The organism is Mycolicibacterium sichuanense (genome assembly GCF_033741125.1).
GTDB lineage: Bacteria > Actinomycetota > Actinomycetes > Mycobacteriales > Mycobacteriaceae > Mycobacterium.
On the sequence record NZ_JAWQPU010000008.1, the window covers coordinates 121,764 to 143,803 of the forward strand.

At 69.3% G+C, this 22,040-nt stretch carries 27 protein-coding genes; 23 read left to right on the plus strand and 4 right to left on the minus strand.

Annotated features, from left to right (window positions below; translation table 11 throughout):
- A complete protein-coding gene (locus tag SBI80_RS23045; protein ID WP_318977162.1) occupies positions 1 to 1,029 on the plus strand; it encodes an NAD-dependent epimerase/dehydratase family protein in 1,029 nt (342 codons plus the stop codon).
- On the opposite strand, the gene SBI80_RS23050 is transcribed toward SBI80_RS23045, so the two are convergent.
- Positions 1,013 to 1,567, minus strand: a complete 555-nt coding sequence (locus SBI80_RS23050) for a dTDP-4-dehydrorhamnose 3,5-epimerase family protein (protein ID WP_318977163.1) — start codon at positions 1,565 to 1,567, stop codon at positions 1,013 to 1,015. The two genes, SBI80_RS23045 and SBI80_RS23050, sit on opposite strands and share 17 nt — an antisense overlap.
- 14 nt (positions 1,568 to 1,581) lie before the next feature.
- Here SBI80_RS23050 and SBI80_RS23055 point away from each other — a divergent pair, with 14 nt between their 5' ends.
- The gene (locus tag SBI80_RS23055; protein WP_318977164.1) at positions 1,582 to 2,691 is read left to right on the plus strand and encodes a transferase; all 1,110 of its coding nucleotides are present in this window, start codon (positions 1,582 to 1,584) and stop codon (positions 2,689 to 2,691) included.
- Between the two features lies 1 nt (position 2,692).
- Positions 2,693 to 3,631, plus strand: coding sequence for an LLM class flavin-dependent oxidoreductase (locus tag SBI80_RS23060; protein ID WP_318977165.1), 939 nt, complete (start codon positions 2,693 to 2,695; stop codon positions 3,629 to 3,631).
- A 16-nt stretch (positions 3,632 to 3,647) separates the two neighbouring features.
- Here SBI80_RS23060 and SBI80_RS23065 read toward each other — a convergent pair whose 3' ends face one another.
- The gene (locus tag SBI80_RS23065) at positions 3,648 to 4,448 is read right to left on the minus strand and encodes a DUF3109 family protein (RefSeq protein ID WP_318977166.1); all 801 of its coding nucleotides are present in this window, start codon (positions 4,446 to 4,448) and stop codon (positions 3,648 to 3,650) included.
- A 34-nt stretch (positions 4,449 to 4,482) separates the two neighbouring features.
- Here SBI80_RS23065 and SBI80_RS23070 point away from each other — a divergent pair, with 34 nt between their 5' ends.
- From SBI80_RS23070 to SBI80_RS23110, 9 genes are all read left to right on the plus strand, one after another.
- On the plus strand, positions 4,483 to 5,466 hold the full coding sequence (locus SBI80_RS23070; RefSeq protein ID WP_318977167.1) for a Ppx/GppA family phosphatase: 984 nt from the start codon (positions 4,483 to 4,485) through the stop codon (positions 5,464 to 5,466).
- A complete protein-coding gene (locus SBI80_RS23075; RefSeq protein WP_318977168.1) occupies positions 5,463 to 6,563 on the plus strand; it encodes an Rv0497 family membrane protein in 1,101 nt (366 codons plus the stop codon). The genes SBI80_RS23070 and SBI80_RS23075 overlap by 4 nt, the downstream gene beginning before the upstream one ends.
- Positions 6,564 to 6,571: 8 nt before the next feature.
- Entirely contained in the window at positions 6,572 to 7,417 is an 846-nt protein-coding gene (locus tag SBI80_RS23080) for a sugar phosphate isomerase/epimerase family protein (protein WP_318977169.1), read from the plus strand.
- A gap of 48 nt (positions 7,418 to 7,465) precedes the next feature.
- The gene (locus SBI80_RS23085) at positions 7,466 to 8,281 is read left to right on the plus strand and encodes a thioesterase family protein (RefSeq protein ID WP_318977240.1); all 816 of its coding nucleotides are present in this window, start codon (positions 7,466 to 7,468) and stop codon (positions 8,279 to 8,281) included.
- Between the two features lie 32 nt (positions 8,282 to 8,313).
- Positions 8,314 to 9,186, plus strand: coding sequence for a pyrroline-5-carboxylate reductase (proC, locus tag SBI80_RS23090; RefSeq protein WP_318977170.1), 873 nt, complete (start codon positions 8,314 to 8,316; stop codon positions 9,184 to 9,186).
- A gap of 136 nt (positions 9,187 to 9,322) precedes the next feature.
- A complete protein-coding gene (locus tag SBI80_RS23095; protein ID WP_140696545.1) occupies positions 9,323 to 9,580 on the plus strand; it encodes a helix-turn-helix domain-containing protein in 258 nt (85 codons plus the stop codon).
- 126 nt (positions 9,581 to 9,706) lie between these two features.
- Positions 9,707 to 9,808: a 30S ribosomal protein bS22 gene (locus SBI80_RS23100; protein WP_003402602.1), complete on the plus strand. Its 102-nt coding sequence runs from the start codon at positions 9,707 to 9,709 to the stop codon at positions 9,806 to 9,808.
- A gap of 29 nt (positions 9,809 to 9,837) precedes the next feature.
- Complete coding sequence (locus tag SBI80_RS23105) at positions 9,838 to 10,950, plus strand: SDR family oxidoreductase (protein WP_318977171.1); 1,113 nt, start codon at positions 9,838 to 9,840, stop codon at positions 10,948 to 10,950.
- Positions 10,951 to 10,983: 33 nt separating this feature from the next.
- A complete protein-coding gene (locus SBI80_RS23110) occupies positions 10,984 to 12,048 on the plus strand; it encodes a lysophospholipid acyltransferase family protein (protein WP_318977172.1) in 1,065 nt (354 codons plus the stop codon).
- 9 nt (positions 12,049 to 12,057) lie between these two features.
- Here SBI80_RS23110 and SBI80_RS23115 read toward each other — a convergent pair whose 3' ends face one another.
- Both SBI80_RS23115 and SBI80_RS23120 read right to left on the minus strand, forming a co-directional pair.
- A complete protein-coding gene (locus SBI80_RS23115; RefSeq protein WP_318977173.1) occupies positions 12,058 to 12,597 on the minus strand; it encodes an FAS1-like dehydratase domain-containing protein in 540 nt (179 codons plus the stop codon).
- Between the two features lie 59 nt (positions 12,598 to 12,656).
- Positions 12,657 to 13,487, minus strand: coding sequence for an HAD family hydrolase (locus SBI80_RS23120; RefSeq protein WP_318977241.1), 831 nt, complete (start codon positions 13,485 to 13,487; stop codon positions 12,657 to 12,659).
- Positions 13,488 to 13,577: 90 nt separating this feature from the next.
- On the opposite strand from SBI80_RS23120, the gene SBI80_RS23125 reads away from it, so the two are divergent.
- From SBI80_RS23125 to SBI80_RS23175, 11 genes are all read left to right on the plus strand, one after another.
- Positions 13,578 to 13,877, plus strand: a complete 300-nt coding sequence (locus SBI80_RS23125; protein ID WP_318977174.1) for a glutaredoxin family protein — start codon at positions 13,578 to 13,580, stop codon at positions 13,875 to 13,877.
- 106 nt (positions 13,878 to 13,983) lie between these two features.
- Positions 13,984 to 15,390, plus strand: coding sequence for a glutamyl-tRNA reductase (locus tag SBI80_RS23130; RefSeq protein WP_318977175.1), 1,407 nt, complete (start codon positions 13,984 to 13,986; stop codon positions 15,388 to 15,390).
- Positions 15,391 to 15,394: 4 nt separating this feature from the next.
- Positions 15,395 to 16,354: a hydroxymethylbilane synthase gene (gene hemC, locus SBI80_RS23135; protein ID WP_318977176.1), complete on the plus strand. Its 960-nt coding sequence runs from the start codon at positions 15,395 to 15,397 to the stop codon at positions 16,352 to 16,354.
- Between the two features lie 3 nt (positions 16,355 to 16,357).
- Positions 16,358 to 18,007, plus strand: a complete 1,650-nt coding sequence (locus tag SBI80_RS23140) for a bifunctional uroporphyrinogen-III C-methyltransferase/uroporphyrinogen-III synthase (RefSeq protein WP_318977177.1) — start codon at positions 16,358 to 16,360, stop codon at positions 18,005 to 18,007.
- Positions 18,008 to 18,029: 22 nt separating this feature from the next.
- On the plus strand, positions 18,030 to 19,010 hold the full coding sequence (hemB, locus tag SBI80_RS23145; RefSeq protein ID WP_318977178.1) for a porphobilinogen synthase: 981 nt from the start codon (positions 18,030 to 18,032) through the stop codon (positions 19,008 to 19,010).
- The gene (locus SBI80_RS23150; RefSeq protein WP_318977179.1) at positions 18,998 to 19,420 is read left to right on the plus strand and encodes a hypothetical protein; all 423 of its coding nucleotides are present in this window, start codon (positions 18,998 to 19,000) and stop codon (positions 19,418 to 19,420) included. The genes hemB and SBI80_RS23150 overlap by 13 nt, the downstream gene beginning before the upstream one ends.
- Before the next feature lie 24 nt (positions 19,421 to 19,444).
- Positions 19,445 to 19,837, plus strand: coding sequence for a hypothetical protein (locus SBI80_RS23155; protein WP_318977180.1), 393 nt, complete (start codon positions 19,445 to 19,447; stop codon positions 19,835 to 19,837).
- Positions 19,834 to 20,304, plus strand: coding sequence for a transport-regulating membrane protein Mce1N (locus tag SBI80_RS23160; protein WP_318977181.1), 471 nt, complete (start codon positions 19,834 to 19,836; stop codon positions 20,302 to 20,304). Before SBI80_RS23155 ends, SBI80_RS23160 begins: the two co-directional genes overlap by 4 nt.
- A 2-nt stretch (positions 20,305 to 20,306) precedes the next feature.
- On the plus strand, positions 20,307 to 20,528 hold the full coding sequence (locus SBI80_RS23165; protein WP_413232786.1) for a hypothetical protein: 222 nt from the start codon (positions 20,307 to 20,309) through the stop codon (positions 20,526 to 20,528).
- 66 nt (positions 20,529 to 20,594) lie between these two features.
- Positions 20,595 to 21,449, plus strand: a complete 855-nt coding sequence (locus SBI80_RS23170; protein WP_318977183.1) for an oxygenase MpaB family protein — start codon at positions 20,595 to 20,597, stop codon at positions 21,447 to 21,449.
- On the plus strand, positions 21,436 to 22,029 hold the full coding sequence (locus SBI80_RS23175; RefSeq protein ID WP_318977184.1) for a TetR/AcrR family transcriptional regulator: 594 nt from the start codon (positions 21,436 to 21,438) through the stop codon (positions 22,027 to 22,029). The genes SBI80_RS23170 and SBI80_RS23175 overlap by 14 nt, the downstream gene beginning before the upstream one ends.
- The last annotated feature ends 11 nt before the right edge of the window (positions 22,030 to 22,040 follow it).

A 22,040-nucleotide genomic window follows, 5' to 3' on the forward strand; every position in this document is an offset into this window, starting at 1 on the left:
ATGCGAGTACTCGTCACCGGCCATCAGGGCTACCTCGGCACCGTCATGGTGCCGATCCTCCGCGGCGCCGGGCACGACGTGGTGGGCCTCGACACCGGCTACTTCGCCGAGTGCGTACTTGGCGACCCACCGGTCGATCCGCTCGCGCTGGCCGTGGATCTGCGCGACGTCACGCCGGCGCATTTGGCCGGGTTCGACGCGGTGGTGCACCTGGCCGCGCTGTCGAACGATCCGCTCGGTGCCCTGGCCCCCCAGATCACCCATGACATCAACCACCACGCCTCGGTACGGCTGGCGCGTGCGGCCAAGGACGCCGGGGTGCGGCGCTTCCTCTACGCCTCGACGTGTTCGGTCTACGGCGCCGCGGGATCGGAGCTGGTCACCGAAGAGGCCCCGGTTCGGCCCCTGACGCCGTATGCGGAGAGCAAGGTTCGGGTGGAAGACGACGTCGCGGCGATGGCCGACGACTCGTTCTCGCCGGTATTCCTGCGCAATGCCACGGCATTTGGCTTCTCCCCGCGGTTGCGGGCCGACATCGTGCTCAACAACCTGGTCGGGCACGCCGTGCTCACCGGCACGGTGCGAGTGATGTCCGACGGCACCCCCTGGCGTCCGCTGGTGCACGCCCGCGACATCGCGGCCGCCTTCCTCACCGCCATGGAGGCGCCGCTCGAGACGGTCCACGGAAGGGCCTTCAACGTCGGTTCCGAGATGAACAACGTAACGGTCGCGGAGATCGCCGAGGCCGTCGTCGGCGTGGTTCCCGGGTCCTCGCTGCTGATCACCGGGGAGACGGGCGCCGATCCGCGGTCCTACCGGGTGGACTTCTCGGCGTTCCGGCGGGCAGTCGGATTCGAGGCCGCCTGGACGGTGGCCGACGGGGCGGCGGAGCTCTACCGCGAGTACACCGCGGCGGGGTTGACCGAGGAGGACTTCGTCCATCGGTTCACCCGCCTCTCGCACCTCGAGACGCTGCAGGCGCGCGGCGCGCTGGACGAAGGGATGCGCTGGGTCAGAGCAGATGCGTGAGCAGCTCGGCCCAGCTGCCCGCCTGGGCATCGCGGTCGGAGACCACCGAGACCGGAAGTGGCCAGTCGATCGCGAGATCCGGGTCGCCGTAGGCGACGCCGACGTCCTCGGCGGGCTCGTGCGGGCGGTCGATGCGGTAGCACACGTCGGCCGTGGCGGTCAGGGCCTGGAAACCGTGCAGGAATCCGGGAGGGACGTAGAGATGCCGAAAGACATTGTCGTCCAACAGGAATGCCTGACTGCGACCAAACGTCGAGGAGGTGGGTCTGGCGTCGACGATGACGTCGTGGACGGCGCCGTTGGCGCAGCGGACCAGCTTCGCCTCACCGCGGCCGACCCGGCCGTGCATCCCGCGCAAGCCACCTCGTACGGTCCTGGACTGCGAATCCTGCAGGAACGTCGCCGACATCCCCGGACGGCCAAGGCATTCGTCGAAGATCGTCGCGTCGAACGTGCGGGTGAACAGACCGCGGTCGTCGCGAAAGGGTTCCGGGACCATCACCAGCACGTCCGCCAGCTCGGTCGTGTCGATGCGCATGAGGAGATGGTGCCATGATCGGCTGCCGAGGATGCGGCGAACCCGGGTTGAGCCGAGTGATGGATCTGGGCAAAGTTCCTCCCGCCGACCACTTTCCGCCTGCGGCGAGCCCGGTGGACGCGGCGGAGGCCTCGCATCATCTGGCCATGGACCTGTGTTCGGTGTGCGGTCTGGCGCAGCTCGCCGAGGACGACACGACGGCCGAGGAGCCGCGGGGCGTCGAACCGCAGGCGCTGCGCGATCAGGCCGCTGCCGCCGTCGAGCTTGCCGCGGCGGACGGGTGGCTCGTGGGAGGCACGGTCCACGAATTCGGAAGCCCGCACGGCGGCACGTGGATGCCGCTGCTGACGGCCCGGGGTCACCGCGCCGCCGACGGTGCGGCCGACGTCGTGCTCGATTGCTTCGGCATCATGCACGACGCCGACCAGCGGGCGGCCTTCGCGCTGCGCGCCGGCCTCACCAAGCCCGACGGGGTACTGTTCGTCCAGTTCCACTCGCTGGCGGCCATCGTTCGGCAGGGACAGTGGAATGCGTTGCGCCACGGCCACTTCGCCTACTATTCGCTCTCTGCCCTGCAGCGACTGCTCGGGGCGGTGGGCATGCGCGTCGCCACGGCCTGGGAATTCGACCTGTACGGCGGCACGGTGCTGGTGGCCGCGGTGCACGGGCAGGGTGCCGGTGACACCTCGGTTCGTCGCATCCTCGACGCCGAACGAGAGCTGGGCATCGACGGCGTGGACGGAGTGGCCGGTCTGCAGCGGGCCGCCAACGACCACGCCATGGCGCTGCGGGGTTGGCTCGAGCGAGAAGCCGACGCCGGCCGATCGGTGCTGGCCTACGGCGCCGCGTCCCGCGCAGTGGCGCTGTTCAGCCGGGCCGGACTCGATACCCGGCTGATCGCGGCGATCGCCGATGCCGCGCCGGCCAAGCAGGGCAGGCGGATGCCGGCCACCGACATCCCGATCGTGTCACCCGCCGAACTGCTCGCGGCGAACCCGGACAGGGTGTTGCTCACCCTGCCCGATCTGTTGCCCGAACTCACCGCGGCACTGCCGCGACTGGCGGGACGCTGGCAGCTGGACTCCGAACTGTCCACGCCGCTGCCGCACCCGGTGAGCACCTGACGTGCAGTACGCCCTCAAGTTCATCGCCTCGATGCCGCGGTTCGCCGGGGACCCCGCCAAATGGCTTGCCGCCCTAAGACGGATCGAGGCGCACGGATTCGACACCGTGTCGGTGTCACACCACGTCGTGCACGGCTGGCAGCTGGGGCTGGTGGCGGCCATGGCCTTCGCGGCGGCCTCCACCACGCGCCTGCGAGTGCTGTCCCTGGTTGGGCAGAACGATCTACAGCACCCGGCGCTGCTGGCCAAGGACATCGCCACGATCGACGCGCTGTCCGGCGGACGCGTCGAGCTCGGCATCGGAGCGGGCTGGCAACCCGCCGACTACCACGCCCTCGGTCTGGAGTTCGAGTCCGCCGAGGTCCGAATGCGTCGACTCGCCGAGGCGCTAGAGGTGCTGCGGCTGTACTTCACCGAGGACGAGGTGGACTTCACCGGCGAGCACTACCGCGTCAACGGCATGGAGGCACTACCGCGGTGCGTCCAGGCCGACGGTCCGCCGGTGCTCGTCGGAGCTGGCGGGCCAAGGATGCTCGAGCTCGCCGGCCGCTCGGCGGCGATGGTCGGCGTGCACGCGAGATTGCCTCGGGGGCGGATCGATCGCAACGTGGTCGCCGAGCTCGGCGCCGCCTCGATCGCGGCCAAGATCGACCGCGTGCGGGCCGCCGCGCGCTCGGCCGGAAGACCGCCACCGGAACTGCAGTTCAGCTGCTATCACGTGCGGGTCACCGATGCGCCGGCTCGGTGCGGTCCGCGGTCGAGCTGGGCCGAGCTCGTCGAGTCCGAGGATGACGTGCTCGCCGATTCACCCGCCGTGCTCGTCGGCACGGCCGCGGAGTGCGCGGCGCGGCTGCGCGAGTGGCGCGACCGCCTTGGCATCACCTATTGGCACCTCGGCGCCGACGCCGAGACTGCGAGTCGCATCCTCGAACACGTCTGACCCCGATGGCGCCGGTTCACTCGGCTGCGCGGGTGGCGGGGTGGATGGCGATCAGGCCGAGCACGCTGCGCCGCTTGCACATCGCCGCGAGTTCGGCGTAGGCCTTCTCACCGAGCAGTTCGGTCAGCTCGGGGGCGTAGGACTGCCACACCTGCCTGGCGCCGACGTGGGCCTTGGGATCGCCGGTGCAGTACCAGTGCAAGTCGGCGCCGCCCTCGCCCCAGCCGCGGCGGTCGTATTCGGTGATCGTGGTGCGCAGCACCTGCGTGCCGTCGGGCCGTTCCACCCACTCCTGGCTGCGCCGGATGGGCAGCTGCCAGCAGATGTCCGGCTTCATGGTCAGCGGTTCGACGCCGAGCTTGAGTGCCTTGGAGTGCAGTGCACAGCCGATGCCGCCGGCGAATCCCGGACGGTTCAGGAAGATGCAGGCGCCGCGGTACTTGCGAGTGCGCAGGTTCTCCTTGCCGTCGTACTCGTCCATCTCCAGATAGCCCTTGCGGCCGAGGCCCTTGTCGCGGAACTGCCAGTCCTCGTCGGTCAGCTGCTTGACGGCGTCGTCGAGCCGCGCCACGTCGTCGTCGTCGGACATGAATGCGCCGTGGCTGCAGCAGCCGTCGTCCGGGCGTCCCTCGACGGTGCCCTGGCACGCGGGGGTGCCGAACACGCACGTCCACCGCGAGCACAGCCAGGTGATGTCCGCTGCGATCAGATGTTCGGGGTTGTCGGGGTCGTAGAACTCCAGCCATTCGCGGGCGAAGTCGAGATCCACCTCGCCGCCTACACCACCCTCGTGCGCACCGGGGCGCGATCCGCTCACGGAATGCAACGGTAGACCCGATAACGTGGGTCTCGTGCGATTGGGCGTGCTCGACGTTGGCAGCAATACGGTTCATCTGCTGGTCGTGGATGCCCGGCGCGGCGGTCATCCCACGCCGATGAGCTCCACGAAGGCCTCGCTGCGCCTCGCGGAGGCGATCGACTCGTCGGGCAAGCTGACCCGCAAGGGTGCCGACAGGCTCGTCGACACGATCGACGAGTTCGCCAAGATCGCGGCCAGCTCGGGGTGCGCCGAGCTGATGGCGTTCGCCACGTCCGCCGTGCGCGATGCGAAGAACTCCGAAGACGTTCTGGCGCGGGTGCTTTCGGAGACGGGCGTAGCGCTCAAGGTGCTCTCCGGTGTCGACGAGTCCCGGCTCACCTTCCTGGCGGTGCGTCGCTGGTACGGCTGGAGCCCGGGGCGCATCATCAACATCGACATCGGCGGCGGTTCCCTGGAGCTGTCCAGCGGCGTGGACGAGGAGCCCGACATCGCGCTGTCTCTGCCGCTTGGCGCGGGCCGGCTGACCAGGGAGTGGCTGCAGGACGATCCGCCGGGCCGGCGGCGCGTTGCGATGCTGCGGGACTGGCTCGCCACCGAGATGGCCGATGCCGGCGCGCGGGTGCTCGATGCTGGCGCGCCCGACCTGACCGTGGCGACGTCGAAGACGTTCCGGTCGCTGGCCCGACTCACCGGAGCGGCCCCCTCCGGCGCCGGACCCCGGGTGAAGAGGACACTGACAGCTGCAGGACTACGTCAGCTCATAGCATTCATCTCTAGGATGACCACGGCTGACCGAGCGGAGTTGGAAGGGGTGAGCGCCGAACGTGCGCCGCAGATCGTGGCGGGCGCGTTGGTTGCCGAAGCGAGTATGAAGGCCCTTGCGATCGATACCGTGGACATTTGCCCCTGGGCGTTGCGAGAAGGGTTGATCTTGCGCAAACTCGACAGTGAGGCCGACGGCACCGCCCTGGTTGGGACGTCGGCCGACTTGGTCAAGGCCAGGGGCACGCGATGACGGATTCCGACGACACCAGTACCCGGCCCATCTCGGTCGCCGAATTGCTGGCCAAGAACGGCACCATCGGCGCCCCTCCGGTGGGCGGCCGACGCCGTCGCCGCCGCGGCAACAGCGACGCCGTGACCGTGGCCGAACTTACCGGCGAGATCCCGATCGTCAACACCGGTTCGATGCGCACCGTCGCCGCGGAGCCCGTACCCACACCACCGGTCGAGGACGAGGTCGCCGAGCCCGTCGAGCCAGAGGCACGATCCGAACCAGAGGTCGAGCCGGCGACCGGCCCCGACGCGGAGGCCCAACCCGAACCTGAAGCCGAACCCGAACCCGAAGCCGAGGTCGAGGCCGAATCTGAGGCCGAAGCCGAGGTCGAGCCGGCGCCCGCCCCCGAACCCGCTCTCACCGAGGCGGAGGCCGACTACCAGGCCCACCTGCAGCAGCGGGACTCCGAACCCGATCCCATCGACTTCACGCCGCCGCCCCCGCGGCGACCTAGGGCAGCCACGACCGGATCCTTCCCGGCGCAGCTCGGGGGCGCCGAGCAGATGAGCCCGGACCCCGTCATCGACGAGGACGAACTCCCCGACCTTGGGCCCGATGACGTCTTCGACGACGTGCTCGACGAGCCCGTGGTCGACCAGGGCGCCACGATCAAGCAAGAGGTGCCGACCTATCTGCGGTCCGGCTCCGACACGCTGTTCGGGGGTCAGTCGGTCGCCGACGAGGCAGCCAGGCGCGGTCCGCGGCCCGGCCCGGAGGACATCGATCTCGGTGAGGACCTCGCGGCCGAGCCCGCGGCGGTCGAGACGCCCGCGGCGAGCGGCCAGCAGGGCAGCTCGGCATTCGTCAGGGGCGTGTGGGTGGTGGTGCAGTGCATCCTCGCCGTCGCGTTCGGCGCGGGTCTGTTCATCGCCTTCGATCAACTGTGGCGCTGGAACACCATCGTCGCGCTGGTGCTGTCCGTCCTGGTCATCCTCGGGTTGGTGGTCGGGGTGCGGGTGGTGCGCAAGACCGAGGACATCGGCAGCACCCTGATCGCGGTGGCGGTCGGCGCACTGGTGACCTTGGGCCCCCTGGCACTGCTCCAGTCGCACTGACCCGCCTCGTGCGCCCCGCCATCAAGGTAGGTCTGTCGACTGCCTCGGTCTACCCGTTGAGGACCGAGGCCGCCTTCGAGTACGCCGCCAAACTCGGTTACGACGGCGTGGAGCTGATGGTGTGGGCGGAGTCGGTCAGCCAGGACATCCCGGCCGTCCAACGCCTGTCCGAGCAGTACGACGTCCCGGTGCTGAGCCTGCACGCGCCGTGCCTGCTGATCTCGCAGCGCGTGTGGGGTGCCAACCCGATCTCGAAGCTGGAGCGCAGCGTGCGGGCCGCCGAGACACTCGGTGCGCAGACCGTCGTCGTGCATCCGCCGTTTCGGTGGCAGCGGCGGTACGCAGAGGGCTTCACCGAACAGGTCGCCGAGCTGGAGTCGACCAGCGACGTAATGGTCGCCGTGGAGAACATGTTCCCGTTCCGCGCCGACCGCATCTTCGGCACCGGCCAGTCGTCGATCTCCCGGATGCGCAAGCGCGGGGGGACGCCCGGAGTGGCGGTGTCGGCGTTCGCGCCGTCCTACGACCCGCTGGACGGCAAGCACGCGCATTACACGCTGGACCTGTCGCATTCGGCGACGGCGGGCACCGACGCGGTCGACATGGCCGCCCGGATGGGCGACGGGCTGGTGCACCTGCACCTCTGCGACGGCAGCGGCGCCTCCACCGACGAACACCTGGTGCCGGGCCGCGGTACGCAGCCGGCCGCCGAGATCTGCCAGATGCTGGCGGCCAGCAACTTCGCCGGCCACGTCATCCTCGAGGTCACCACCTCTGGCGCGCGGACGGCCGCCGAACGCGAGGATCTGCTGACCGAGTCGCTGGAGTTCGCCCGAACTCATCTATTGCGCTGATGGAGGATTGGGGTCGTCGTGGGTGAATCTGCTTCCTTCGCCGAGGCAATGGAATTGACGCCGGTGGCCGCGGAGGACGGCAGCGACGTTCGCGCCTTCGATGGCGTGCTCGACGAGCACTGGACGATCGGGCCGAAGGTGCACGGCGGCGCGATGCTGGCGCTGTGTGCGAAGGCCGCCCGGACGGCCATCGATCCGTCCGGTGCCGAGGACATCGAGCCGATCGCGGTGTCGGGCAGCTTCCTGTGGGCCCCCGACCCCGGGCCGCTGCGCGTGGTCACCACCATCCGCAAACGGGGTCGCCGGGTGAACCTCGTCGACGTGGAGCTCGTCCAGGGGCAGCGGACAGCGGTGCGGGCGGCGATGACCCTGGCCCAGCCCGAACATCACGTGGCGCCGCTGCTGTCGGCCAATCCGGTGGTGCCCTTGATGACGCCGGACCCGCCGCCGGGCCTCGAACCGATTGGACCCGGGCACCCGATGGCCGACATCGTGCATCTTGCCCACGGCTGCGACATCCGACCGTCGCTGACGACGATGTCCCCGCGCGCCGACGGCGGCCCGCCGGTGATCGAGTACTGGGTGCGTCCGCGGGAGGGCTCGCCAGACGTGCTGTTCGCGCTGCTGTGCGGTGACGTCTCGGCCCCGGTCACCCTCGGGGTGAACCGGTTCGGTTGGGCCCCAACGGTTCAGCTGACTGCCTACCTTCGTGGTCGGCCGGCCGACGGTTGGCTGCGGGTGATGTGCACGACGATGCAAATCGGCCAGGAGTGGTTCGACGAGGACCACGTGGTCGTGGACTGTGAGGGGCGCATCATCGTGCAGTCCCGGCAACTGGCGCTGGTGCCCCAGGCGCCGGCGTAGCTTACGCGCGCGGGCGTGCAATGCTTGCGTCCGTGGCGAGAATTGCGATCATCGGTGGCGGAAGTATCGGCGAGGCACTGCTTTCCGGGCTGTTGCGCTCGGGGCGGCAGGCCAAGGACATGGTCATCGCCGAGAAGCACCCGGACCGGGCGAAGTACCTGTCGGACACCTACTCGGTGCTGGTGACGACGGTGGCCGACGCCGCCGAGAACGCGGCCTTCATCGTCGTCGCGGTCAAGCCGTCCGATGTCGAATTGGTGATCGGCGACATCGCCGAAGCCGCCGCACGGGCCGAGAACAGCAGCGCCGAGCAGGTCTTCGTGACCGTGGCCGCCGGCGTCAGCACCGCCTACTTCGAGGCCAACCTGCCGGCCGGGGCACCGGTCATCCGGGTGATGCCGAACGCCCCGGTCGTGGTCGGTGGCGGGGTCAGCGCGCTGGCGCCGGGCCGCTTCGCGACGGCGGAGCAGCTCAAGGAGGTCTCGGCGATCTTCGACGCGGTCGGCGGGGTGCTGACCGTCCCGGAGTCTCAACTCGACGCGGTCACCGCGCTGTCGGGCTCGGGTCCGGCGTACTTCTTCCTGATGGTCGAGGCGCTCGTCGATGCGGGTGTGGCCGTCGGGCTGCCCCGCGCGGTGGCCACCGATCTGGCGGCGCAAACGATGGCCGGTTCGGCGGCGATGTTGCTGGAGAGCCTCGACCGCGCCGCCGCGTCGGGTGACGGCGCCGCTGGCACGGCAATGGACACCAGCCCCGCTCAGCTGCGCGCCACGGTCACCTCTCCGGGGGGCACCACCGCGGCTGGTCTGCGGGAATTGGAGCGGGGGGGTCTGCGGGCCGCGGTAGCCGAGGCCGTCGCGGCGGCAAAAACCCGCTCTGAGCAGCTAGGAATTACATCGGAGTAGTTCGGGAATTTCGGACGGATTAGCCCACACCCGTCGCAATAACCCCAATGGCCACGCTATTCTCCCTGAGGTATGCGCGCTCTGCGCCAGCGGTGGGGAAGCCGCTGGAGCGGCGTGCCTGATTGATTGGGTTGCGATGACGTCTATGAACGGGCCATCGGCACGTGATTCCGCTAGTGGTAAGTCGGCGCGCGATGGCTCGGGCGGTGAGCCTCCGCGGCAGCAATTCCTCACCGTCGCGGAAGTCGCGAGCCTGATGCGGGTGAGCAAGATGACGGTCTATCGGCTCGTCCACAACGGTGAACTGCCCGCGGTACGCGTGGGCCGGTCCTTCCGTGTGCACGCCAAGGCCGTGCACGACCTCCTGGAGACGTCGTACTTCGACGCCGGATAGGTGCGGTTGGCCCCGTGCGACCCAGGGGCATCAGCAGCCGTTTTCGTGCCTCCGTCCTCGCCGGGTAAGGTGACGGTTCGGTTCACTAGGCACTAACGCCTGGCGATGTCTTAGGTAGCGGAGTTCATGGGTTCAGTCATCAAGAAGCGGCGCAAGCGCATGTCGAAGAAGAAGCACCGCAAGTTGCTTCGTCGTACTCGGGTGCAGCGCAGAAAACTCGGTAAGTAGCTCCACGCTTCTGCCGTTAGGCTGTGCCGATGGATTCGACCGGACGGCCGCCCCAGAACGGCGGGCAGGGCTCCGGTGGCTCGAACTCCAGGGACGCCGCGGAGCACCCGAAGGTAGTGCTGGTCACCGGTGCCTGCCGATTTCTCGGCGGGTACCTGACCGCGCGCCTGGCGCAGAATCCGTCGATCGATCACGTCATCGCGGTCGATGCGGTGACGCCGAGCAAGGATCTGCTGCGACGGATGGGGCGGGCCGAGTTCGTCCGCGCCGACATCCGGAACCCGTTCATTGCCAAGGTGATTCGCAATGGCGACGTGGATACCGTGGTGCACGCCGCGGCGGCGTCCTACGCGCCGCGGGCCGGTGGGCGGGCGGCGCTGAAGGAACTCAACGTGATGGGCGCGATGCAGCTGTTCGCGGCCTGTCAGAAGACGCCCTCGGTGCGCCGCGTCATCCTCAAGTCCACCTCCGAGGTGTACGGCTCGAGTCCGCACGACCCGGTGCTGTTCACCGAGGACGGCAGTGCCCGGCGACCGCCCGGTGAGGGCTTCGCTCAGGACAGCATCGACATCGAGGGATACGCCCGTGGGCTGGCCCGGCGGCGTCCTGACCTCGCGGTGACCATCCTGCGGCTGGCCAACATGATCGGACCGGCGATGGACACCGCGCTCTCGCGCTACCTCGCGGGGCCGGTCGTGCCTACCGTGCTCGGGCACGACGCCCGCCTGCAGCTGTTGCACGAACAAGACGCGCTCGGCGTGCTGGAACGCGCGACGGTGGCGGGTCGCTCCGGCACGTTCAACGTGGGTGCGGCCGGGATCATCATGATGTCGCAGGCGATCCGCCGCTCGGGACGGATCGCGCTGCCGGTGCCCAGATCGGCGCTGAGCGCCGTGGATTCGCTGCGACGGGCGACCAGCCACACGGAACTCGACCGCGAACAGCTGAACTACGTGAGCTACGGCCGGGTGATGGACACCAGCAGGATGCGGAAGGACCTAGGTTACAACCCGAAGTGGACCACGGCGGAGGCTTTCGACGATTACGTGCGCGGCCGAGGTTTGACGCCAATCATCGACCCACGCTGGGTACGCTCGATCGAGAGCCGCGCGGTGGCAGCGGCGCAGCGCTGGGGGCGCTAGGCTTGGTCAACGGGGCGGGGAGAAGGTAGTGACGTGGCGGGCGATTCCAAGGCGAAAGTCATTCCACTGCATTCCAATTCGAGTCGGTCATCGGCTCAGAGGCGGGCTGCGGCACGGGCCGATGGGGCACGTCGCCACCCGTCGCTGATCGACGATCCCGGTACCAGGGCATCGGCCGAGCAGATCGCCGCGGTCGTTCGCGAAATCGACCAGCGGCGTGGCGCCGCGGGCACCGACGATGCCGATCAGGGACCCAACGAACTGGCCGAGCGGATCGCAGCCGTGGCCGAGTTCATCCGCAAGCGGATGACCGGTGAATACACCGTCGACGAGTTCGGCTTCGACAAGCACCTCAATGAAGCTATCTTCTTGCCTTTGCTGAGAGGGTTGTTCCGCAACTGGTTCCGGGTGGAGGTCAGCGGGATCGAGAACCTGCCGGAGACCGGCGCGGCACTGATCGTCGCCAACCACGCGGGCGTCCTGCCGATCGACGGGTTGATGGCGTCGGTAGCCGTGCACGACAACCACCCGACCCATCGTGATCTACGGCTGCTCGCCGCCGACATGGTCTTCGACATGCCCATGCTGGGTCAGGCCGCGCGCAAGGCCGGACACACCATGGCCTGCACCGCCGACGCGCACCGTCTGCTCGCCGCCGGCGAGCTCACCGCCGTGTTCCCGGAGGGCTACAAGGGGCTGGGCAAGAGCTTCCGGGACCGCTACAAGCTGCAGCGTTTCGGGCGTGGGGGATTCGTGGCCGCCGCGCTGCGGGCGGGCGCACCCATCGTGCCGTGCTCGATCGTCGGGTCGGAGGAGATCTATCCGATGATCGCCGACGTCAAGCTGCTGGCCCGGTTGTTCGGGCTGCCCTACTTCCCGGTCACGCCGCTGTTTCCGCTGGCGGGGCCGCTCGGCCTGGTGCCGTTGCCCTCGAAGTGGCACATCCAGTTCGGCGAGCCGATCGCCACGCAGGACTACGACGAGTCCGCCGCCGATGATCCGATGGTTACCTTCGAGCTGACCGATCAGGTCCGCGAGACCATCCAGCAGACCCTGTATCAGCTGCTGGCCAACCGCAGGAATCCGTTCCTAGGCTGAAGCCCTCGATCAGGCCCCCGCCTTGGTTTGCCCGGCAATCATCCGCTTCATGGCGGCATCGCGGCCGGCGGCGATCTGTGCGGTCACTTCGGCGTTCTCTGCGGCGTTGGTCGACTCGCCGAACAGGGTGACGGTGCTGGTTAACACGGGCTGACCATCGTCATCGGTGACCTCGCCGCGGATCTCGGTGATGATGGCGCCGTGGGACTCGATCACCGAGTCGAGGTAGGAGTCGAACCACAGCTTGTCGCCGACCACGATCGGACGGTGGAACACCAGCTTCTGGTCGCGGTGCAGGACGCGCTCCATGTTGATGGGCACGTCGAACTGCTGGAAGATCTCGGCCTGCACCCGGCGTCCCGCAACGGCGACGAACGTCAGCGACGCGATCAGGGCGGGCTGACCGCACTCGGCGGCCGCCTCCTCGGTGTAGTGCGCGGGGTGCTCGTCCTTGACCGACCTGGCGAATTCGCGCACCTTCTCGCGGTCCACCAGGAAGTAGTCGGGGTACCGGTAGTGGGTCCCGATGATCTCTTCGGCGATGCTCATGGTCGGTGTTGCTCCCCACTTGGTCCCTGCTTCAGCGGCGCGAGCCTATCAGCGACGTTTCAGTGTCCATTCCCACGACGGGAGACGACGGCGGCCAGCGCTCCGCCCGCGGCGCCCAGCGCCAGTGCCGAGGGCACCCCGATGCGGGCCGCCTTGCGCGCGGTCCGGAAGTCGCGGATCTCCCAGCCGCGTTTGCGGGCCAGATCGCGCAGCGCGGCATCCGGGTTGATCGCCACCGCGGTGCCCACCAGCGACAGCATGGGCACGTCGTTGATGCTGTCGCTGTAGGCCGTGCAGCGCTTGAGGTTGAGGCCCTCGCGGATCGCCAGCGATCGCACCGCGTGGGCCTTGCCCGCGCCGTGCAGGATCTCGCCGACCAGGCGACCGGTGAAGACGCCGTCCACCGACTCGGCGACCGTTCCCAGGGCACCGGTCAACCCCAGCTTGCGGGCGATGGTGGCGGCCAGCTCGTAGGGCGTCGCGGTGACCAGCCAGACCTGTTGGCCCGCATCGAGGTGCATCTCGGCCAGCGCGCGGGTGCCCTGCCAGATCTTGTCGGCGATGATCTCGTCGTAGATCTCCTCGCCGACCTCGACGAGCTCCGAGGTCCGGCGGCCCTCGATGAACGCCAGCGCCTTGCGGCGCCCGGCCGCGACGTCGTCGCTGTTCTCCTTGCCGGTGAGCTGGAACTTGGCCTGCGCGTAGCCGAATCGCGCCAGGTCGCCGTAGGTGAAGTACTTGCGTGCGGCCAGACCTCTGGCGAAGTGCACCAGCGAGGATCCCTGGACGAGCGTGTTGTCGACGTCGAAGAAGGCCGCGGCGGTCAGATCGGGCGGCGGCAGTTCGTGGTCGCGCTCCTCGCCGGCGACGTCGGCGTGGATGGCGTCGATCTCGACACCGGTCCCGAGACCGGCCTCGAGATCGGCCTCAGCCCCTGACTCGGACACGCCTCAACACTAGGGCACGCGATACTGGGATCCGTGAACGAGCACGCACCGCAGCCGGGAACGCCGCGACCGGGTGAGGGGCACGCCGTCGAGCTGTTGACCCGCGCCGGGTGCAGCCTGTGCGAGAAGGCCGCCGCGCAGCTGGCCGCCCTGGCCGACGAGCTCGGCTTCGCGTTGCGGGCGACCGACGTCGACGCCGCCGCCGAGGCCGGCGCCCCGGCACTGCGGGCCGAGTACGGGGATCTGCTGCCGGTCGTGCTCCTCGACGGCGTCCAGCACGGCTACTGGGAGGTCGACGAGGAGCGCCTGCGCGCCGATCTACGAGCTCGTTAGCCGCCGAATCGAAGACTGGCTAATTTGGAGAGCGAGCTGGTAGACGGATATCTTCGAGGGCATTCCCGGGGCGAGCGACGCGACGGGGGAAACGAATGACGAGGCCATGAGCGTTCTTCTATTCGGGGTTTCGCACCGTAGCGCGCCCGTATCGGTGCTCGAGCAACTGAGCACCGACGAATCCGATCAGGCCAAGATCGTCGAAGAGCTGCTGCGGTCCTCGCTGGTTACCGAGGCCATGGTGCTCTCCACCTGCAATCGCGTCGAGATCTACGCGGTGGTCGAGGCCTTCCACGGTGGGCTGTCCGTCATCGGGTCGGTGCTCTCCGAACAGTCCGGCATGTCGCTCGGCGACCTCACCAAGTACGCCTACGTGCGCTACGCGGAGGCGGCCGTCGAGCACCTCTTCGCCGTGGCGAGCGGACTGGACTCCGCGGTGCTCGGCGAGCAGCAGGTGCTCGGCCAGGTGCGCCGCTCCTATGCCTCCGCCGAGGCGAACCAGACCGTCGGTCGCACCCTGCACGAGCTGGCGCAGCGCGCGCTGTCGGTCGGCAAGCGCGTGCACTCCGAGACGGGCATCGACGCCGCGGGCGCTTCGGTGGTGTCGGTGGCGCTGGACATGGCCGGCCGGCAGCTCGCCGGCGGGCAGGTGCGAAGCGACCGGGGGGATGGATCCGGGCTGGCTGGCCGCTCGGCGGCGGTGATCGGGGCCGGGTCGATGGGTTCACTGGCCGCGGCGCACCTGGTGCGGGCGGGCATCGGCCGGGTGCACGTGGTGAACCGCTCCCTGCCGCGCGCCGAGCGCCTCGCCGAGAACCTGCGGGCCCAGGGCGTGGACGCCAAGGCCTTCCCGTTCGACCACATCCAGCCCGTCCTGGCCGACGCCGACGTGGTGGTCACCTGTACCGGCGCGGTGCGCCCGGTGGTCTCGCTGGCCGACGTGCACCGCGGCCTGGCCCACGGTCAGGAGCCCAAGCAGCTGGTGATCTGCGACCTCGGCATGCCGCGGGACGTCGACGCGGCCGTTGCCGGCCTGCCCGGTGTGTTCGTCATCGACATGGACCGGATCCAGCGCGAACCGGCCGCCCGCGCGGCCACCTCCGACGCCGAAGCCGCCCGCGCCATCGTCGCCGCCGAGGTCGCCAACTACCTTGCTGGACAACGGATGGCCGAGGTCACCCCGACCGTCACGGCGTTGCGGCAACGGGCCGCCGACGTCGTCGAGGCCGAACTGCTGCGGCTGGACAACCGGTTGCCGGGGCTGGAGGCCACGCACCGCGACGAGGTCGCCCGCACGGTGCGCCGCGTCGTCGACAAGCTGCTGCACGCTCCGACGGTCCGCGTCAAGCAACTGGCCAGCACACCAGGCGGTGACAGCTACGCCGAGGCGCTTCGCGAGCTCTTCGAACTCGACCCGCAGGCCGTTGACGCGGTCTCTGGTGGTGAAATCACAATGGTTACAACAGATTTGGCGTCGGTTGACCCGCGGCTGGATCTCGGCAAGGCCGAGTAAGCACTTGTCACTCACGCGCGATACGGTCATCCGAATCGGCACCAGGGGCAGCCTGCTGGCTACCACTCAGGCCGGCCTCATCAGAGACGCCCTGGTGGCCAAGGGGCAGGCGGCCGAACTGGTCATCGTGTCCACGGCCGGCGACCGCTCCAGTCAGCCGATCGCCGACATCGGCGTCGGGGTGTTCACCGCGGCCCTGCGTGACGCGATCGCCGACGGCCGCGTCGACGTCGCGGTGCACTCGTACAAGGATTTGCCGACCGCGGCCGACGAGCGCTTCGTGATCGCCGCCATCCCGCCGCGCGAGGACGCCAGGGACGCCTTGGTGGCACGCGACGGACTGGTCCTCGGGGAGTTGCCAGCCGGATCGGTGATCGGAACGTCGAGCCCGCGGCGGACGGCGCAGCTTAGAGCACTGGGTCTCGGTTTGGAAATTCGCCCCCTAAGAGGCAACCTAGACACCAGGTTGAACAGGGTAAGCAACGGTGATCTCGATGGCGTCGTCGTCGCCCGGGCGGGACTGGTCCGCATCGGACGGCAAGACAGCGTCACCGAGACTCTGGAGCCGGTGCAGATGTTGCCAGCGCCGGCACAGGGTGCGCTCGCGGTGGAGTGTCGCGCGGGTGATGTCGAACTCGCTGCGCTGCTGGCGGAGATGGACCATTCCGACACGCGCGTGGCGGTCATCGCCGAGCGAGTCCTGCTCGCCGAGCTCGAGGCGGGGTGTTCTGCGCCAGTGGGTGCGATCGCGGAAGTGGTCGAGTCCATCGACGAGGAGGGCAACGTCTTCGAGGAGCTGTCGCTGCGCGGCTGCGTGGCGGCGCTGGACGGATCCGACGTGATCCGTGCGTCCGGCATCGGGACACCCGAGCGGGCCGCAGAGCTTGGTCTCTCGGTCGCCGCGGAGCTGTTCGAGCTGGGGGCGCGGGAGTTGTTGGATCAGCGGACGACAGAGCGGGAGTGAAGGATGACGACCCGAGGGCGCAAGAGCAAGCCCGGCCGCATCACGTTCGTCGGCGCGGGCCCCGGTGATCCGGGCCTGTTGACGACGAGGGCGCGCGCGGTGCTGGCAGGAGCGGCACTGGTCTTCACGGACCCTGACGTACCCGAGGCGGTGCTCGCCATCGTCGGTTCCGAGCTGCCGCCGACGTCTGGTCCGGCCGAGGCCGCCCGACCCACCGACGACGGCGTGACGGCTGAGCCGCCCGCGTCGGCCGTCATCACCGGCGGCGCGGATGTCCGCCCCGCACTGGGGGATCCGACCGAGGTGGCCAAACTGCTGGTGCACGAGTCGCGCACCGGTGTCGACGTCGTGCGGCTGGTGGCGGGTGACCCGCTGTCGGTCGACGCCGTCATCACCGAGGTGGCTGCGCTGGCGCGCACCCAGGCACAGTTCGAGATCGTGCCGGGGCTGGCGCCGGCGGCCGCGGTGCCGACCTACGCAGGCTTGCCGCTCGGTTCGTCGCACACCGTCGCCGACGTGCGCGGCGACGTGGACTGGGCCGCGCTGGCCGCGGCTCCGGGCCCACTGATCCTGCACGCCACGGCAACCCACCTGCCCGACGCTGCGCGCACGCTGATCGAATACGGCCTCACCGACTCGACGCCCTGCGTCGTCACCGCGAATGGCACGACGTGCCAACAGCGTTCGGTGGAGTCGACGCTGGCAGGTCTGCTCGACAAGGCCACCCTGGCCGGCACCGATCCGGCCGGGCCGCTGGCCGGACCGCTGGTCGCGACCATCGGCAAGACCGTCGCCAACCGCGCCAAGCTGAACTGGTGGGAGAGCCGGGCCCTGTACGGCTGGACCGTGCTGGTTCCGCGCACCAAGGACCAGGCCGGCGAGATGAGCGACCGGCTGGTCGGTCACGGCGCCCTTCCCATCGAGGTGCCGACGATCGCCGTCGAGCCGCCGCGCAGCCCCGCCCAGATGGAGCGGGCGGTCAAGGGTCTGGTCGACGGACGCTTCCAGTGGGTGGTGTTCACCTCCACCAACGCCGTTCGCGCGGTGTGGGAGAAGTTCAACGAGTTCGGCCTGGACGCCCGGGCGTTCTCCGGGGTGAAGATCGCGTGCGTCGGTCAGGCCACGGCCGACCGGGTCCGCGCGTTCGGCATCAACCCCGAACTGGTGCCCTCGGGTGAGCAGTCCTCGCTGGGCCTGCTCGACGAGTTCCCGCCCTACGACGACATCTTCGATCCGGTGAACCGGGTGCTGCTGCCGCGCGCCGACATCGCCACCGAGACGCTGGCCGAGGGATTGCGGATGCGCGGTTGGGAGATCGAGGACGTCACCGCCTACCGGACCGTCCGTGCGGCACCGCCGCCAGCGCAGACCCGGGAGATGATCAAGACCGGCGGCTTCGACGCGGTGTGCTTCACGTCGAGTTCGACGGTGCGCAACCTGGTCGGCATCGCGGGCAAGCCGCATGCGCGCACCATCGTTGCGTGCATCGGGCCCAAGACCGCCGAGACCGCAGCGGAATTCGGCCTTCGAGTCGACGTCCAGCCGGAGACCGCGGCGGTGGGTCCGCTCGTCGAGGCGCTCGCGGAGCACGCGGCCCGGTTGCGGGCCGAGGGTGCGCTACCCCCGCCGCGCAAGAAGAGTCGTCGGCGCTAGAGCGGTACGAGGAGGCCCCGCCATGTCGTTTCCACGGCACCGGCCCCGGCGGCTGCGCTCGTCTCCGGCCATGCGCCGGCTGGCGGCCCAGACGTCCCTGGAGCCGCGGCATCTGGTGCTGCCGATGTTCGTCGCGGACGGCATCGGCGAGCCGCAGCCGATCGGATCGATGCCGGGAGTCGTTCAGCACAACCGTGATTCGCTGCGCAAGGCTGCCGAGGCGGCCGTCGCATCGGGTGTCGGTGGCCTGATGCTGTTCGGGGTGCCGCGCGACGAGGACAAGGACGCCGTCGGATCCGTCGGCACCGATCCGGACGGCATCCTCAACGTCGCGCTGCGCGACCTCGCCGCCGACCTCGGTGATGCCACCGTCCTGATGGCCGACACCTGTCTCGACGAATTCACCGACCACGGGCACTGCGGCGTGCTCGCACCGAACGGATCGGTCGACAACGACACGACCAACGATCGCTACGTGGAAATGGCCATCGCGCAAGCGAATTCGGGCGCGCACGTGGTCGCGCCGAGCGGGATGATGGACGGCCAGGTGGCGGCGATCCGGGACGGCCTGGACGGCGCGGGTCACACCGACGTGGTGATCCTGGCCTATGCGGCGAAGTTCGCGTCCGGTTTCTACGGCCCGTTCCGCGAGGCGGTGTCCTCCAGCCTCGAGGGCGACCGCCGCACGTACCAGCAGGACGCCGGCAATGCGCGGGAGGCCATGCGCGAGGTTGCCCTCGACCTCGAGGAGGGCGCCGACATCATCATGGTCAAGCCCGCGATGGCCTATCTCGACCTGATCCGCGCCGCCGCCGACGTGTCGCCGGTTCCCGTTGCCGCCTACCAGGTTTCGGGGGAGTACTCGATGATCAGCGCGGCCGCGGCCAACGGGTGGATCGACCTGCACACGGTGGTCCTCGAGACGCTCACCGGCATCCGCCGGGCCGGCGCCGACATCGTGCTGTCCTACTGGGCGGCCGACGTCGCCGAATGGCTGGCGTGACGGACCACGGGCCGCTGTCCCGCCCCGAGGACGTCGACACCGGTTTCTGGCTGTGGGTGGTGGCGGTGCCGCTGATGGTGGCCGGCTACGTGATCGACTTGGTGAGCCTGCCAGTCCGCGGACCAGCCGTCCTGGTGTACGGCGTGTCGGCCATCCTGCTCGTCGTCGCCGTCTCGGTGGTGCTGACCTTCCTGCTCCTCCTGCGACAGGGTTACCGCTGGACGCGCACGCTGCTCACCGGCGGCGGCGCAGCGACGATCGTCTACGCGCTGACCAATCTCTTCGGCGTCGACCGGCCGACGGCGGCAGCGCTGGGTTACGCGGGCACCGCGATCATCGGATCGGTGTGCATCGCCGGTGGGGTGTACCTGCTGCACCGCAAGGATGCCCACGCCTTCTTCACGCGCTGAACGGGACGCTAGGCTGGCCCGACCATGCCCGTTTCTCCTGCGCCCGTCGGTCGTCCCCGAACCGTCGTGGCCGCCTTCTGGTGCTGGGTCGTCGCGGCCGTCCTGATCGCCGCGCAGGGCCTGTGGATCGCCAGCCGGCCGCTGCCGCTGTTCTTTCAGCTGAGCGGCATCCTGCTGGTCGTCGTCGGGCTGGCCCTTGGCTATCTGGCCGGGCGTGCCAGGCGGGGGCAGAAGCGGTTCGGCAGCGCAGCGGTCGGATTGGCGTTGGCCTCGGTGCTGCTGTTGATCATGCTGCTGGTCGTCGGTGGGGGTGGCGTGCTGACCATCGCGGTGATCATGATCCTGCTGATCACCGGGTCCGCGATGAACCAGCGGTCGGCGTCGCAACAGTGGTACGACGCCCAGGGCCCCGCGTGAGTGCCGAGCCCGAGATCCTGTTCAGCGAGCCGGGGGCCTCGTTGTGGTGGTTGGCGGCCGGCCCCATCGCCGCGGCCACGATGATGTTCATCCAGGTGTCCTCCGGTTACGGCTGGCAGCCCCTGCTGCCCGGCGTGTTCCTCTTCCTCGTCACCGGCTTCCTGGGCCTGCAGGTCAAGGCGGCCCGCATCCACACCTCGGTGGAGCTCACCCCGGAGTACCTCCGGCAGGGCACCGAGACCGTCCGCATCGTCGAGATCGTCAAGGTCTACCCCGAAGCCGACGGCGCCACGGTGCCGGCGTGGCAGTCGTCGCGGGCGCTTGGGGAGTTGACCGGGGTGCCGCGCGGCCGCACTGGCATCGGCTTGAAGCTCACCAGCGACCGGCGGGCGCAGGCCTGGGCGCGCAAGCACCTACACCTGCGGAACGCGTTGGAGTCCCTCGTCGACGGGCCGGCGACGACGTGAGGGTGCGCGCGATCGTCGAGCTGGTGGGGGCCGTCCTGGCTGCGATTGGCTGCGTCGTCAGCTTCGTGGCGGCGCGATCGTCGGGGCTGGCGGCTCCCATCATCGCCTCCGAGCCCCCCATGCCGACGGTCACCTACGACCCATCGCTGATCGTGCTGGCGCTGCTGCTGGCGACGGTCGCCGGCGTGCTTGGCGTGCTTGGCGTCGTCGGGTTGCGTCGCTAGCCATGGGTCAGTGAGCCTGGTCACACCGCTATTGGTACAAAGTACGCAATCTGTAACACTGTGTCCATGACTGATCTCGCCGACCATCCGTCGCGGACCGATGCCCTTCCGCTGGGCCGCGACTCGCTGGTGTGGAAGTACTTCGGGGACAACCGGATGTATCTGATCGGGCCGCGTCCGGCGGTGCTGCAGAACATGCTCGCCCAACTCGGACAGGGCGTGCTGGACCACTCGGTGTTCTTCGCCGACACCGCGGCCCGGGTCAAGCGGTCGATCCCACCGATCATGCTGACCGTGTACGGCCCCGAGGACGACGCCGAGGGGCTCAAGGTCAGGGACTTCCACCGCGACATCAAGGGCGACATGCCCGACGGCAGTCGCTACCACGCGCTGGATCCCGACACCTACTACTGGGCGCACGCCACCTTCGTCGAGCAGGTGCTGTACTTCGCCGACACGTTCGTCAAGCGCCTGACCGAGGAGGAGAAGGAACGCATCTACCTCGAGTCCAAGACGTGGTACCGCCGCTACGGCGTCAGCGACCGGCCGATGCCGGCCGACTACGCGGGCTTCCGACGCTACTGGGACGAGATGATGGACGAGATCATCGTGGCCCATCCCATCGCCAAGTACGGCGTCGGCTACGTGACGAAGGGCTTCCCGCGCCCGAAGGCGATGTCGCCGCTGGCGTGGAAGTTGATCGCGCCGGTGTTCAACCCGGTGGCGGCGTTCCTCACCACCGGGGGCATGCCACCACGCGCCCGCGACCTGCTCGGCCTGCCGTGGGGCCCTCGCCGGGAGCGGGCCTACCAGGCGTTCGCCGCGGCGTGGCGGTCGCGACCGGTCAACTGGGTGTGGGATCGGCTGCCGATGTCGGTGCGCTACAACACGTTCGCCCGGACCGGCTATGCCCGCTGCTGACGCGTCCACGCGGTTGATCCTCGACGCGGCGCTCGTCGAATTCGAACGCCACGGCTTCCGCCGGGTCGCGCTCGACGACGTCGCCCGCCGGGCAGGGGTCAGCCGCACCACGATCTACCGCCGGTTCGCCAATCGCGACGAGCTGGTGGCCGCGGTCATCGAGCGTGAGAACGCGGTGCTGTTCGCCGACATCGCCGCGGAGTTGAAGCGCGCGGCGAAGCCGGCGAACTACTACGTCGAGGCGTTCACGCAGTCGATCCTGATGTTCCGCCGGCATCGCGTGCTGAATCAGATGATGATCGACGAGCCGGCCCTGGTGCTGGAGCTGGCGCATCGCCACTGGCGAAGCGCGATCGATCGGATGGCCGAGGCGCTGCGGGTGATCTTCCCTGCGGGCTTCGCCGACCGGATCGGCGCGGCGGCCGTCGACGAGCTCGCCGAGGTGATCCTGCGCTACGCCGCGGTGGTGCTGCTGCTGCCGAGCGCCGAACCGCTGACCACGGCCGACGATCTGCGCGCGTTCGCCGAGCGGCACTTCGTACCCAGTCTGCCCGCTGCCCTGCGGGTCGTGCCGGTGTGACCCAACTGTTT